This is a genomic window from Nitratireductor sp. StC3 (genome assembly GCF_003015025.1).
In the GTDB taxonomy this organism is placed as follows: Bacteria; Pseudomonadota; Alphaproteobacteria; order Rhizobiales; family Rhizobiaceae; genus Mangrovimarina; species Mangrovimarina alexandrii.
In genome coordinates, this window is the sequence record NZ_PYBP01000006.1 from 246,005 (window position 1) to 260,059 (window position 14,055).

13 protein-coding genes and 1 pseudogene are annotated in these 14,055 nt (G+C 68.4%); all 14 read right to left on the minus strand.

Annotated features, from left to right (window positions below):
- Positions 1-16: 16 nt before the first annotated feature.
- Entirely contained in the window at positions 17-1,078 is a 1,062-nt protein-coding gene (locus C7T96_RS15075) for an ABC transporter ATP-binding protein (RefSeq protein ID WP_245414149.1), read from the minus strand.
- A gap of 128 nt (positions 1,079-1,206) precedes the next feature.
- Entirely contained in the window at positions 1,207-2,625 is a 1,419-nt protein-coding gene (locus C7T96_RS15080; RefSeq protein ID WP_106572070.1) for a hypothetical protein, read from the minus strand.
- 116 nt (positions 2,626-2,741) lie between these two features.
- Positions 2,742-3,479, minus strand: a complete 738-nt coding sequence (locus C7T96_RS15085; RefSeq protein WP_158264388.1) for a GntR family transcriptional regulator — start codon at positions 3,477-3,479, stop codon at positions 2,742-2,744.
- 44 nt (positions 3,480-3,523) lie between these two features.
- The gene (locus C7T96_RS15090) at positions 3,524-5,002 is read right to left on the minus strand and encodes an aldehyde dehydrogenase family protein (RefSeq protein WP_106572072.1); all 1,479 of its coding nucleotides are present in this window, start codon (positions 5,000-5,002) and stop codon (positions 3,524-3,526) included.
- Positions 4,999-5,919, minus strand: a complete 921-nt coding sequence (locus tag C7T96_RS15095; protein ID WP_106572073.1) for a tagatose 1,6-diphosphate aldolase — start codon at positions 5,917-5,919, stop codon at positions 4,999-5,001. Before C7T96_RS15095 ends, C7T96_RS15090 begins: the two co-directional genes overlap by 4 nt.
- Positions 5,916-6,935 (minus strand): dihydroxyacetone kinase subunit DhaK, encoded by a 1,020-nt coding sequence (locus C7T96_RS15100; protein WP_106572074.1) that lies wholly within the window; start codon positions 6,933-6,935, stop codon positions 5,916-5,918. Before C7T96_RS15100 ends, C7T96_RS15095 begins: the two co-directional genes overlap by 4 nt.
- Positions 6,932-7,480: a DAK2 domain-containing protein gene (locus tag C7T96_RS15105; protein ID WP_106572075.1), complete on the minus strand. Its 549-nt coding sequence runs from the start codon at positions 7,478-7,480 to the stop codon at positions 6,932-6,934. Before C7T96_RS15105 ends, C7T96_RS15100 begins: the two co-directional genes overlap by 4 nt.
- Positions 7,477-8,313 (minus strand): sugar phosphate isomerase/epimerase family protein, encoded by an 837-nt coding sequence (locus tag C7T96_RS15110; RefSeq protein ID WP_106572076.1) that lies wholly within the window; start codon positions 8,311-8,313, stop codon positions 7,477-7,479. Before C7T96_RS15110 ends, C7T96_RS15105 begins: the two co-directional genes overlap by 4 nt.
- A gap of 57 nt (positions 8,314-8,370) precedes the next feature.
- Positions 8,371-10,020 carry an AMP-binding protein gene (locus tag C7T96_RS15115; protein WP_106572077.1) on the minus strand — a complete coding sequence of 550 codons (1,650 nt, stop codon included), beginning with the start codon at positions 10,018-10,020 and terminating at the stop codon, positions 8,371-8,373.
- Positions 10,013-10,396, minus strand: a complete 384-nt coding sequence (locus C7T96_RS15120; RefSeq protein WP_106572078.1) for a zinc ribbon domain-containing protein — start codon at positions 10,394-10,396, stop codon at positions 10,013-10,015. The genes C7T96_RS15115 and C7T96_RS15120 overlap by 8 nt, the downstream gene beginning before the upstream one ends.
- Positions 10,393-11,556, minus strand: coding sequence for a thiolase family protein (locus tag C7T96_RS15125; protein WP_106572079.1), 1,164 nt, complete (start codon positions 11,554-11,556; stop codon positions 10,393-10,395). Before C7T96_RS15125 ends, C7T96_RS15120 begins: the two co-directional genes overlap by 4 nt.
- On the minus strand, positions 11,553-12,746 hold the full coding sequence (locus C7T96_RS15130) for an MFS transporter (protein WP_158264389.1): 1,194 nt from the start codon (positions 12,744-12,746) through the stop codon (positions 11,553-11,555). Before C7T96_RS15130 ends, C7T96_RS15125 begins: the two co-directional genes overlap by 4 nt.
- Before the next feature lie 305 nt (positions 12,747-13,051).
- On the minus strand, positions 13,052-13,906 hold the full coding sequence (gene purU, locus C7T96_RS15135) for a formyltetrahydrofolate deformylase (RefSeq protein ID WP_106572081.1): 855 nt from the start codon (positions 13,904-13,906) through the stop codon (positions 13,052-13,054).
- Positions 13,907-13,916: 10 nt separating this feature from the next.
- Positions 13,917-14,055, minus strand: a pseudogene (locus tag C7T96_RS15140) (electron transfer flavoprotein subunit alpha/FixB family protein); the annotation flags it as partial.

A 14,055-nucleotide genomic window follows, 5' to 3' on the forward strand; every position in this document is an offset into this window, starting at 1 on the left:
CCTCCCGTTGGTGCAGTCAAATCTCGGTTTGGATCGTTCGCCTGGGCATCAGCCAGATTCGGTCCGGCGCAATGTCGAGCCACACGGTGCTGCCGACATCGACAAGCCGGCGCGACTGTTCGCTGACGGACAGCCGCGCCTCGCCGCACGCCACCGTGTAGTTCACGTTGGCGCCGAAGAAGTCGCGCGCCACGATCTCGCCGGACAGCGCCTGGTGGGTCGCCGCGTCGGGCCGCTCGAGCATGTCGATCGCCTCCTCGCGCAGCACCACGTCGATCTCCTCGCCGGTCCGCAAATCCGCGCGCGGCGAGACCTTGAGCGTGCCGAAGGCGGTTTCCGCGCGGTCGGGCGCGGCAAGCCGGGCGGCAAACAAATTGCTTGCCCCCATGAAATCGGCGACATCGGTCGTGCGCGGCTGCCGGTAAAGCGTGTCGGGCGTGTCGTATTGGGCGAGATGCCCGTCGAAAATCACCGCCACCCTGTCGGCCAGCTCCATCGCCTCGACCTGGTCGTGGGTGACGAAAATCGTGGTAATGCCGAAGCGCTGCTGGAGGTTGCGAATGAAGCGCCGCATCTCGCCCCTGAGCTTGGTGTCGAGATTGGCGAGCGGCTCGTCCATCATCAGCACCGACGGCTTGGTGATCAGCGTGCGCGCGATCGCCACGCGCTGCATCTGGCCGCCGGAAAGCTGGGCGGGAAACCGGTGCCGAAATCCGCTCAGTTGAACGACGTCGAGGATCTCGGCGAGCCGTTCTTCGATTTCCGCCTTGGGCACCTTGCGCACGCTTAGTCCGAAGGCGACGTTTTTTTCCACCGTCATGTGCGGAAACAGCGCATAGCGCTGAAACACCATGCCGACATTGCGGTCCTGCACCGGCAGATGCGACACGTCCTTGTCGTCGAACATGATCTCGCCGCTGGTCGGCGCCTCCAGCCCCGCGACCATACGCAAAGTGGTGGTCTTGCCGCAGCCCGAAGGGCCCAGCAGCGCGACCAACTCACCGGACTCGATCGTCAGATCGATATTCTCGATGGCGGTAAACGTGCCAAAGACCTTGCGCACACCGCTGAGCTGCACCTTCGTCAAGCGCCGGTCTCCTCCCTTGGTCTATCGTATCCAACCAATTTGTTAATACAAATTAATTCTAATCAAGCGACTATGTCAACCGGGTCCGGGCATTTCCCGCGGTCGCTGAGCACCCGTTTTCAGTGCGGCAAACCGTCATGCGCGCGGATCGGCCCGAGCCGCTCGAGCGCACTCCAGGCGGCGAATTCCTCGAACGTCCGCGCCCAATGTCCCGGAACGAGCACGAAATGATGCTCGAGCCCGTGTTCCATCACCGTCGTGACCACGTCGCGCGCCGTGAGCCCGCTGCCAGACGCGGGCGCGGTAAAAGCGCCCACCCACCCGCGACAGCCGGTAAAGCCGCTCTCCGGCGCCTTGTGCACCGCGGCTTCGAGCGCGAAAACGGCCTGGCCGTCGCGCGCCACGCGCAGGATCGTCATCGGGCCCTCTGCGAACTCGTAATCGGCGATGGCGCCGAAACACGGCCCCGCCTCGGTGCCGCGCCCGATCATCGGATGGTTGATCCAGGCCGGACGTTGTTTGGCCATGTAAAGCGGCCCGCCGCCGCCATGCCACATCAGGATGCGGTCGGCATCGAGATCGGGCGAGGTCATATCGAGCAGGCAGCCCACCCGCCCCGTCACGGCGGAAACCGCGATCTGCGTCACCGCGCCGAGCACGTCGCCCTCGGACGCGACCGGCAGATTGTCGACCTCTTCCAGCCAGCTGAAGGCCGCGCCGGGATGCATGCCCGGCTCCTCCTGCAGGGCTGGCCAGTCCGACACTGCCAGCGCATCGTAGTCTCCCTCGCGGGCGATCGCCCGCAGCGCCAGCGCGGCGCGCGCGGTGAGCGTCATCTGTTTATCAGACACGCCGCGAATGTCGGCCGCCGCCGCCATGCGCGCGACTTCCTCGGCGACGGTGTCGTCGCTGGCAGCGGCCATGCCCGCCGTCATGCGATGGATGTCGATATGGTCGACATCCACCCCGAGCCCTGCTTTCAGAGCGTTGCTTGATACGTCCATATTGTAGAAGGTCGGCGCCAGCCCGCCGACGACGCCGATGCGCGCCGTCCGCAGCGCCGCGCGCGCCGCCAGCGCCCTGATCGTCTGGCCGAGCCGGGACTGGAGGGCAGGATCGCCGGGCGCGCCGAAATACCACTGCACCGGAGCGCGGGCGAGGTCGCGCACCCCGCGCGCGATCGACATGCTCATGTTGAGCGACACGAAATTGTTGAGTTGGATGTCGCCTTCATGGCCCGGCTCCGGCGTCGCCCACACGCCCATCGGCACGCCCGCGACGGCGATCTGGCGCGCGACGTCGCCCATCGTGAACCCGCCATGCAGCAGGAGCAGGAACTCGGCCCCTTCCGCCAGGCAGTGGTCGACCGCCGCCTGGGCGGCGCAGCCGTCCATCGGGATTTCCGGCGCGACGACCAGGCGGGCGCCAAGCGCGTCGACAAACGGCTCCAGCATGGCGACGGCATCGGTGAAGACGCCGTGCCGGTCCGGAAAATAGCTGGGCAGCGAGGCCCGGATCAGACCAACGGTTATGGGCATTGCAAACGAGCTTCCCTGTGGAACGGCCTCATGACCGCGCGCCGGTGCCGCAGGCCAGGCGGCGATGAGGCGGGCAGAGTGAGCGGCATCGCCGAAACCATGAAATCAAAACCGCGTTAGCTGAGCTGTTCCTGGCGCCGGCTGCCGCCCAGGTTGAAGGTGATCGGCGTGTTGCGGAAAACCTCTTCGAAAAACACCGTGCCCTGCTCGTCGTCGAAGGCGGTGCAGGCTTGGACCAAAAGCGGCGTCTGCACCGGCACCTGCAGGAAGGTGCCAATTTCGTCGGACGCGACACAGGAGCGGATCGTCTCGCAGGCGCGGCTCCACTCCAGGCCGAAACGGCCGGACAGAACCCGCAGGATCGACTGGTCCTGGCCGGTCTCGGGGAAATCCTCCGCCGTAATTCCCGCCACCCGCGCGGTGGGCAGCCAGGTATTGACCAGCATTTTCGGTTCGCCGTCGACCGTGCGCAGCCTGCGGATGCGCACCAGCGACTTGCCCAGCATGTCGTGGACCGCCTCGGGCGCATCGCCGTCGAAAAAGGTGATGTCGATCAGCCGGGCGCCGGGTTCGCGCCCCTCCTTCAGCACCGAATCCGTGAACGAGGTCAGGCACGTGCTCGACGGCGGCGACAAGGTGTCGACCAGATAGCCGCTGCCCTGGCGTGCGACGAGATAGCCCTCGCTCACCAGCATGTCGAGCGAGCGGCGCACCGTGACCCGGCTGACCTCGAACGTGGTGGCCAGCGCGTCCTCGGTCGGCAGGCGTGTGCCGACCGAATAATAACCGTCCTGCAGGCGTTTGCGCAGCGTGTCGTAAACGCGCTTGTATTTCGGACCCGGCTTGTCGTTCATGGTGCGCCCACCCGCAACAGGATCAATTTGTCCGACTCTATTGATCATAGCGTGGATTGCCAAACGCTCTTTGTCTGACTGTAGAGCGCGATCGCCTCGCGTCCCATCTCGCGGCCGTAGCCGCTCTGTCCCATGCCGCCGAACGGCGAGGCCGGATCGGTTTCGCCCCAGCAATTGGTCCAGATCGTGCCGGCTTTCAGCCGCGCCGCCATCCGGTTGGCGCGCCCGAGATCGCGCGTCCACAGTCCGGAGGCGAGCCCGTAGATCGTGTCGTTGGCACGCGCCAGCACCTCGTCTTCGTCCGAAAACGGCAGCACGCACAGGACCGGGCCGAAAATCTCCTCGCGCGCGACCCGCATGTCGTCCGCGACCCCCGTCAAAATGGTCGGCGCGACGAAATAGCCGGGGCGATCGAGCCGCGCCCCACCGGCCGCGCACGCGGCCCCGGCGGCGACGCCATCCCCGACATAGGAGAGCACCGTGTCCATCTGCTTGCGCGAGATGACCGGCCCCAGATCGTGGCCGGGCTCTTCCATGCCCGGTCCCACAGACAGCGCATTCGCCAGCTTCGTCAGGCCATCCACCACCCTGTCGTGGATGTCGCGATGGACATAAAGCCGGGCGCCGGCGGTGCATGACTGGCCATTATTGCCGAACAGCGCCCAAAAAGCGCCGGGAATCGCGCGCTCCAGATCCGCGTCGGCAAACAGGATGTTCGCCGCCTTGCCGCCGAGCTCGAGCGAGACCTTCTTCAGGTTCCCCGCCGACGCTTCGACGATCCGCCGGCCAGTCTGCGTCGAGCCGGTGAAACCGACCTTGTCAACGCCTGGATGGGCGGCAAGGGCGGCGCCGGCCTCGTGGCCGAGGCCCGGCACGACATTGAGCACGCCCGGCGGAAACCCGATCTCCAGCGCCAGGTCGGCGAGGTAGAGCACGCTGAGCGGCGTCTGCTCGGCCGGTTTCAGAACCACCGCATTGCCGGCGGCGAGCGCCGGCGCCAGCTTCCACGCCGCCATCAGCAGCGGATAGTTCCACGGCGTGATCAGCCCGCACACGCCGACCGGCTCGACACGCGTATAGTTGAAACGATCCGGCACCGAGACCGGAACCGTCGCACCCTCGATCTTCGACGGCCAGCCGGCGAAATAGAGAAAGTGCCGGGCCGAATAGACCGCGTCGACGTCGCGCGCCACCGCAAACGGCTTGCCGTTGTCGAGCGCGTCGAGCTGGCCGAACACCGCCTTGCGTGCCTCGACCGCCTCGGCGAGCCGCCACAGAAGCTGGCCGCGATCCTGCGGCGTCATCCGCCCCCATGGGCCGGCCATGGCCGCGCGCGCGGCCTCGACCGCGGCGTCGATCTCGGCCACGCCGCCGGCCGCGACCTCCGCGATCACCGCTTCCGTCGACGGGTCGACTACCGTGAGCCGCGACGCGGCCGCGACGCGGGCGTCGCCGATCCGCGCGCCCTGCGGCGTCGCCAGGAACGCCTCGACCTGAGGCAGCAGGGACAGGCTTGCGCTCATGACACCACGGCGGCCAGCCGCGCGAGCCGCTCGCGGCCCGGTCCGCGCATCCACGCTTCGGCCGCTTCCGGCCCCTCGGCGCCGTAGACGGCGATCGCGTCGCTCCAGATCGCGCGCCCGCACATGAAGCCGGCCATGTCGACGCCGGCCGCCCGCGCCAGGCCGAGCGCGCCCTCGAACTGCTCGAACGTGACGCCGGCGCTCAGATAGACGATCGGAATTTCGCCGGCGGCGTCTGCGGCGCGGCGAAACGCGGCCTCGGCGTCCTCCCGGCTCATCGCCGGTTCGCCAAAACCCTCGACAAAATTCAAATTTACCGGCACTTCGACCTTCAAAACGTCGATTTCGAAGCGAGAATCGGCAAAAATACGTGTCGCCTCGGTCACAAGTTGAGGTTTTAGGGTGGCAAAATCCGACGAGGCGCCGTCCGGCACCGCCCGGTCGTAGACGATCGGCTCGAACAGGAACGTCACCCCGGCCGCGCTGCATTGCCGGCCGATATCGGCGACGAGCGCGAATTTCCTTTCGTTGATTTCGGCCGGGTCGCGCGGCCCGAAATAGAGAAAGAACTTCAGCACCCGCACACCGAGGCCGGGATAGTCGGAAACGCTTAGATTGTCCGGCAGGACCGTGATCCGGTCCTCGTTGGAGATCCGGTAGACGTCGGCCTCGAAGGCCAGCATTTTCTCGCAGCCCGGCGCGAAATACGGCAACAATTCGCGCCCATGGACGGCGTCGACCAGCAAGGTCGTCGCCTGGCCGCTAAGCGCCTCGACCACGAGCCGCTTGAAGCGGAACAGATCGTCCGGCGCTGCCGCCGGACCGCGCGCCTCGCGCAACGCCTTTTCCAGCCCGCTGCCCTGGTCGACCGCCACGCCGCAGATCGGCTTTTTCAGGAAAGATCCGTTTGCGGTCATGCGCGGTGGTCCTCGATGCGTGGAAAGAACGGGCTGTCGGAAGGCGCGCACCACAAATCGAGCATGCGCGGATCGGGCTCCAGCAGCGAAATCGAAAACCCGCCCATCTCCTGGGTGGTGACGTAGGAGCCGATCATCGGCGCGACCGCGTCGATGCCGCGCCTGGCAAGCGCGGCGCGGGTCTCGCGGTAGACGGTCAAGAGCTCCATCAAGGTGGTGCCGCCCATGCCGTTGACGATCACCGCCGCGCTCGCGCGCTCGGCGATCGGCCGGTCGGCGAGCAGCGCGGCCACCATGCGCTCGACGAGTTCGTCCACCGGGCCGACCTTGACCCGGCCGATGCCGGGTTCGCCGTGCACACCCATGCCGAGATAGATTTCGTCGTCGGGCAGGCAAAACATCGGCTTGCCGGTCAAGGGCGAGATGCCCGCGCTGGCCGCCGCGGCCAGGGTCGTGGTGCGGGCGCGCACGGCTTCGCCGAGCGCCATCAAATCGTCGAGACCCATGCCCCGTTCGGCCGCCGCGCCCAGGATCTTGTAGACGAACATCGTGCCCGGCGCGCCGCGCCGGTCGTGCAGCCGCGCGCGCGGCGCCGAGGAAATGTCGTCATACATCGGCAGCGCGCGGACCTTCAGCCCCTCCTCCTCAGCCAGCATCACCGCCGCGCGGCCGTTGATCATGTCGCCCGAATGCTGCGAGATCAAAAGCAGGGCGCCGGCCGGTCCGGCAACCTCGCGAATGCCGTCGAGGATCAGATCGGCCGACGGCGCGGCGAAGACGTCGCCGACCACATTGGCGTCGAGCAGCCCCGCGCCGACGAAGCCCATCGCGATCGGCTCGTGGCCGGACCCGTTGCCGATCAGGAGCGCCACCTTGCGGGCGGGGTCCTTGATCTGCCGCGCACGAACCACGATCCGCGGATCCTGGGCGCCGCGCCGGACCTGCGGATAGGCGGCGACATACCCGTCGATCATGTCGTCGACCATGCGCTCGGCGCTGTTGAAGAGTTTTTTCACGACGCATCTCCGATGTCGACCAGCGTCTCGAGCAGATGGACGACGGAGGTCGCGCCGGGGTCGACATGGCCGACACCGCCGCCCTCGACATATTGCGCCCGCCCGCGCCGCGCGGCGAGTTCGCGCGTGGCCTCGCGCCCGGCCGCCGCAGCAGTCACCGCCTGCGGCAGCGAACCGCGGCCGGCAAGCGCACGCACCGCCGGCGCCAGCGCGTCGACCATGCTCTTGTCGCCCTCGGCCACCTGGCCGAGATCGCGGATGCGCGCCTCGGCCCGCGCCAGCCCGTCGGCGAGCGGCGCGCCCGCGTCGAGATGGCGTTCGATCTCGTGCAGGATCAGCCCGAACAGCGTGCCGGACGCGCCGCCGGAAGCCCGCATGAACGCCTTGGCCCGCAGGCCGGGCCCGGCCGCCGCCGCCTTGACCAGGCCGCGCCGCATGGTTGTGCCGTGATCGCCGTCGCCAAGCGCCGCGTCGAGCGTGTTGAGCGGCTCGACCAGCCCGTCGAAACGGGCGGCAAGTGCCGTGAAATAGGCCCCGGCGCTCATGCAAACACGCGCTTCATGAAGGAAAGCGCCGCCCGCCCGGCCTCCGTCGGATCGGCCTCGATGGCGCGCCAGATGTTGAGATCGGCGCTGGTGGAATGGCCCGGCACCACGAACATCTCCGCCGTCACCCAGCCATCGTAGCCGATGGCGCGCAGCGCCGCAGCGCTGGCGGCGAAATCGTAGCGACCCGATCCGGGCACGCCGCGGTCATTGTCGGAGACGTGGAAGTGGTAAAGCCGCTCGCCCGCCGTGGCGATCGCGGCCGGCGGGTCCTTTTCCTCGACATTCATGTGAAACGTGTCGAGCAGCACCCCGATCTGGGCCGAGCCGGTCGCTTCGGCGATTGCGACAGCTTCGGCGGCGGTGTTGGTCAGGTCGGTTTCGAAGCGGTTGATCGCCTCGATGCCGAGCCGCACCCCGCCATCGCGCAGCCGACCGTCGAGACGGCCGAGCGTTTCGGCCGCGCGCGCGGCGCGGTCGGCCTTGCGGGCCGGCTCGAAGACGCCCCACGGCGCCGCCACCACGCCGGCCAGGCTTCGCGCGCCGAGCGCCTGGGTGGTGGCGATCGCCTCGGCCAGAACCGCCTCGGCCCGCGCGCGCATAGCCGGATCGTCGGAGGTCGGATCGGCATCGGCGGCCAACCCGGTGGAGCAGGTCAGTTCGAGGCCGAGCGCTTGCGCCTGGCGCCGCAGGTCCGCGGCCCGATCGAGCCCGATGCCCAAAAGCGACAGCTCGACACCGTCGAAGCCGATATCGGCCGCGGTCCGCAGGATCGGCGCCAGGTCGTCCGACCAGCTCCGCATCCAAAGTCCGGCGTGGATTCCGAATTTCATTCCGACATGTCCCGAGGCTGAATGTACGAACAGATTAGTATGAACAAATTTGTTACGTCAACCACCTTCGGCCGCGCGCAGTGCCTTGCGGTTGATCTTGCCCGACGAGGTCATCTCGAACGCCTCCACATAGGCGATCTCGCGCGGCGCCTTGTAGGGCGCCAGACGTTCGCGCACATGCGCGCGCAGATGCTCGCCGAGTACGGCATCGCCGGCATAACCGGCCGCCAGCCTGACGAAGGCCTTGACGATCGCGCCGCGCTCGGCGTCCGGTTTGCCAATCACCGCCGCCTCGGCGACCGCCGGATGGGCAAGCAGGCATTCCTCGATCTCGGCGGGACCGATGCGGAAACCCGACGACTTGATCAAATCGTCGGAGCGGCCCTTGTACCAGAAATAGCCGTCGGCATCGCGCACCGCGAGATCGTGCGTGCGCATCCACGGGCCGAGCCGCAACTCGGCCTGCTTGTCCGGGTTGTTCAGATAGCCGAGATAACGGGTCGGCGCGCTTGCAGGCGTGACGATCTCGCCGGGCTCGCCGTCTTCCACCTCGTTGCCCTCCGCGTCGACCAGGCGCACAATATGACCGGGATAGGCGACGCCCATCGAGCCGGGTTTGCGCGGATAAAGCGCCGCGCAATTGCCGATCAGATGATTGACCTCGGTCATGCCGTAGAACTCGTTGCAGACCACGCCGAGCCGGGTCTCGGCCCAGTTGAGCGTATCGGCCGCCAGCGCCTCGCCGCCGGTGCAGATCACCCGTAGCGCCAGATCGTATTCGGCGCGCGGCTTGGCCGTCTGCGCCAGGCGCTTGATCGCCGTCGGCGCCAGGAAGGTGTGGGTCACCTTGTGACGCGCCATGAACCGATAGGCCCAGTCGGCCGAAAACCGCGCCTCCGACGTGACCACCGGCCGGCCGGCGAGCCAGGCCGGAAACAGCATGTCGAGCAGCCCCCCGACCCAGGCCCAGTCCGAAGGCGACCAGAAGACGGCGTCCTCGTCGTCCAGCGACAGATCGAAGAACAGATTGATCGACGGCCGATAGGAGGCCAGCACCCGGTGGCCGTGCAGAATGCCCTTCGGCATGCCGGTTGACCCGGACGTGTACATCAACAGCGCCGGATCGTCGGCGCCGGTATAGGCGGGCTCGAAATCCCCGGGCGCCGGCGCGGCCAGGATGGCGGCGAGGTCCGGCTCGCCGCCGGTGGCGCCGCTGACCAGCACATCGTTGAGATGCGGAAAAAGCTCCGCCGCCGCCTGTCGCAACGGCGCCCAGGCCGCCTCGGTGGTCAACAGGCAGCGCGCCGCGCAATGGTTGAGCGCATGTGCAAGCGCGTCCGGACCGTAGAGCTGCGACAGGGTCACTGCCGTGCCGCCGAGCTTGCAGACCGCCATATGCGCAATCGCGGTGTCGGGCCGCATGCCGGTATGGATGCCGATCAGGTCGCCGCGCCCGTAGCCGAGCGCGCGCAGATGCGCGGCCAGCGCCGTCGCCGCGCGGTCGATGTCGTCGAAACTGTAGGAGACGGTCTCGCCGTCGGCCTGTTCGAACACCATCGCCGTGCGCGACCGAGCGCCGTCGCCGAGATGGCGCCCGACCGTCATGGCGAAAATATTGGCGTCGGCCGGAATGTCGATCGCCAGCCCGTCGGCCTCACGCTTCAGGCCGATCCCGGCCAGCGCCTCGGCGCTCCACTGGTCAAGCATGATCGTCGTCCTCGTTTTCCAGATGAAGCCAAAGGCCGGGCCGCGCGTCGGGCGGCGCCACCAGCCGCCCGGCGGCTTGTCGTTCGGCGGGATTGGCGAGCGCCACGGTCGCCAGCTCGTCCGCCCCGTCGAAACGGGCGAGCGCGAAGGCGCCGTTTTCGCTATCGGCGCGCCGCACGACCCGCGCCCGGCCCGTCAAGGCCTGCCAGGCCATCTCGCGCCCGCCGCAGGCACCGCAGACCGGCCGCGGCGGAAAGCTGGTCGTGCCACACGAAGTGCAGCGCGCGGCGAGCGCCCGCCCCTGTCGAAGCGCGTCGAAATAGGGCGCCAGCGTCCCTTCCGGCACCGTATAGTCGAGGGCCAGCCGATATTTCATCGCGCGCCCTCCAGAAGGCTGACCGCGTTCAGCGTCGCCACGCCGCCATGCGTGTCGGCAAGCGCATAGCGCGGGGGCGTTGCCACCCGGCGCCCGAAATAACGGTCCTCGAGCTGCAACGCGCAGGCCAGCACCTGCGCCACGCCGGTTGCGCCGACCGGCGCCCCCTGGCCGAGCAGGCCGCCGGACAGATTGACCGGCAGCGCGCCATCGGCGGCAAAAACACCCTCGCGCTCGGCCCTGACGACGTCCTCGCGCAGCCCGAGACCGTCGAGCGCCTGAAGCTGCGCGCCGGAATAGCTGTCATAGATCTCGGCAAGCCCGATCTCGCTCACGGTGGCACCGGCCTCCGCGAGCGCCCGCCGCATCGCCACGCCCTTGGCCTCGAAGCGGCCGGGCCGGGCCCGCTCGCCGAGCCGCACCCGGTCGTTGGCGACCCCCATGCCGGCAATCCGCGCCCGCCCCGCGCCGCCATCCGGCAGCCCCGCCGCACCGGCCAGGATCACGCAGGCCGCGCCGTCGCTGAGCGGCGAGCAGTCGAGCCGGCGATAGGGCTGGGCGATGACCGGCGAGGCGGCCACGTCGGCCGCCGCGATGTCGAGCGGCAGATGGGCGTTGGGATTGGCGCGCGCATTGCCCCGGTTGCGCACCGCGATCGCGGCGAAATCATCCTGTCCGGCGCCGGTTTCCTCCATGAAGGCCTGCACCGACAGCGCATAGAGGCTGGTCGCGTCCACACCGGTCATGCCGTCGGTCCAGGCGTCGAAGGACAGGCCGTAAAGCGCCCCGACCGCTGCCCCCGGCAGATGCGAGGCCGACGGTTCCAGGCCAAGCACGGCGACACGCCGCGCGCGCCCCGCCATCACCATGGCCGCGCCGGCGTGAACCGCCAGATGCCCCGACGCGCCGCCGCCCTCGACCCGTTGCGCTGCGATGCCGAAAAGGCCCAACTCGTCGGCGATCAGCGCGGCCGGATTGAGCTGCAGGGTGAAGAAGTCGCTTTCCGACGCCACCACCAGCGCATCGATGTCGCGCGCTTCAAGCCGCGCATCGGACACGGCGTCGAAGAAGGCGGCGCGCGCCCAGTCGCGCATCCCGCTGCCGTCCTTGCGCCGGTTGAACGGCGTCATCGCGCCGCCGGCCACCACCACCCCGCTCATGAGCGCCTCGTCACGGTGTTTTCGATGCCGGGCGGGTCGAGCCTCAACAACAGGACGAGGCCGACCGCATTGACGGCGAGCGCCAGCCACAGCAGCCCGGAAAAGCCGAACCGGGCCTGCGCTAGCGCGCCGAGCGCCGGGCCGAGCGCCATCATCAACAGGCCGATCATCGCGATCACGCCGAGCGCGCCGCCGATGGCGCGGCTGCCGAGATGGCGTTCGGCCGCCTCCGGGCGCAGCACGGTGTGGATGCCGAAACCCGCGCCCTGCAAAAGCACCGCGACAAGCACGAGCGCGGGAAATTCCGGCGCCGCCAGCAGGAGCAACGGCGGTACCAGCATGAAGACGAACACGACCCGGCACAAAAGCGCGCTCGACACGCCCGGCATCGCGCCGAGCGCCAGCCGGCCGAATATCTGCGCCGGGCCGATCAGCGCCAGAATCAAGAGGGCGGACGCGCCGAAGGCGGGCCGGGCGGCGAGCGCGGCCGGCAGGTGGAACAGAAGCATGCTGTGCGACAGGATCAACGCCGCGAAACTGGCTCCGATCAGAAGCGTGCGTGCGCGCAGACCGGCAGCGAGCGGCGGAGCGGCCGCGCGCTCGCCCGCCTCGACGCCCTCCGCCTCGCCCGGCAGGACAAGCGCCGCCAGGACGGCTGCGGTCGCGAAGACAAGCACGATGCCGCGCCAGTCCAGGACCGCGCCCAGCACGGCGGCCAGCGGGAAGGTGACCAGCGAGGCCAGACCCGCCACCAGCGTCACGGCGGCGATCGGCGCCCGCGCGCGGTTGGGAAACCGGCGCACGACCAGCGCGAAACAGGGATCGTAGAGGGTCGCAGCCATGGCCGGACCGAGCAGCAGCATGCCCGCCGCAAACACCGGAAAGCCGGGGGCCGCGGCGATCAGAACCAGCGCCGCGGCGCCGCAGAGCGCCCCGCCGGCAAGCAGTCCCCGGCCGTGCCCCCGGTCGATCAGCCGCCCGCAGAACGGGGCGGCCAGCGCCCACACCAACAGCCCGCCGGTCAGCGCCGCCGACATGAGGATCGGGGTTTCGCCGAGGGCGGTCCCGATCCGCGGCAAAAGCGCCGCGAACAGGTAGAAGAAGGCCGACCATAAAAGAAGCTGCGCCACGGCATGACGCAGGACATAGGCGCGCTCGCTTCGCGACAGCTCGCCCCAACCCCGCACCATCGATCCTCCCGTCGCGCTGCAATCCATATTAATTTGTTACTACAAATTAGATGGGAAGCAACCCCCTTGCTTCGAAATCGGGCCAAAAAGCTTCGCAAGGCGGGCCGCCGGCGCCCGAACTGCGCGCGCGACGGCGGCCCGCCCGCGGTTGCGGGCGGACGTGGCACGGCAGCGGGCGGCGCCAGAATAAAGCGTGAAACGGGTTTGCCGGCGCGTTCGCGCGGACGGGAGAACGCGGAAAAGGCGCGCCGATCCGGCACTTGCAGCCGGCCGCCGGGCGGCCGACCCGCATTCGTGGCGGCGCCTCAGCCGGAAAACACGATCGTCCGGTTGCCGTTGAGCATGATGCGCTTTTCCAGATGCAGCTTCACCGCGCGGGCGAGCACGCGGCTTTCGATGTCGCGGCCGGTGGCCACGAAATCCTCCGCGCTCATCGCGTGCGTGACGCGCTCGGTTTCCTGCTCGATGATCGGTCCCTCGTCGAGGTCGGGCGTCACGTAATGGGCCGTCGCGCCGATCAGCTTCACCCCGCGCTCGAACGCCTGGTGGTAGGGTTTGGCGCCCTTGAACGACGGCAGGAAGGAATGATGGATGTTGATCACCTTGCCGAACAGCCGGGTCGACACTTCGTCGGACAGGACCTGCATATAGCGCGCCAGTATCACCAGGTCGGCGCCGGAGCCGCGCACCAGGTCGAGCAGTTTTTGTTCCTGTTCGGCCTTGTTGTGCTTGTCCACCGGCCAGCAATGATAGGCGATCCCCTCCCGCTCGGCGGTGACGCGGCTGTCCTCGTGGTTGGACACGATCGCGACGACGTCCGCGTTCAGCCAGCCGACCTTGATCTGGTAGAGCAGGTGGAGCATCGCGTGGTCGAATTTCGACACCATGATGACGATCTTCGGCCGGCGCTGCGCGTCGGCGATGCCGACCCGCAGGCCGAAACGCTCGATCGGCGGTTTCAGCGCGTGCTCGACATGCGCGGCGGTGAGCCCGTCCTCGCTCTCGACGGCGAGACGCATGAAGAAACGGTTGCTGGCGCGGTCCCAGAACTGGCTGCTTTCGGTGATGTTGGCGCCGAGCGCGGCGAGTTCCGTCGTCACGGCCGCGACGATCGACGGGCGGTCGTCGCAAGTCAGGGTGAGAATGTGAATCTGTGGCATGGACTGTCGATCAGACGGCGCTGGAGAGCTCTGGGATTGCTGTGAAGAGGTCTTGGACGAGGCCGTAATCGGCGACCTGGAAGATTGGTGCCTCCTCGTCCTTGTTGATGGCGACGATGATTTTGGAGTCCTTCATGCCGGCCAGGTGC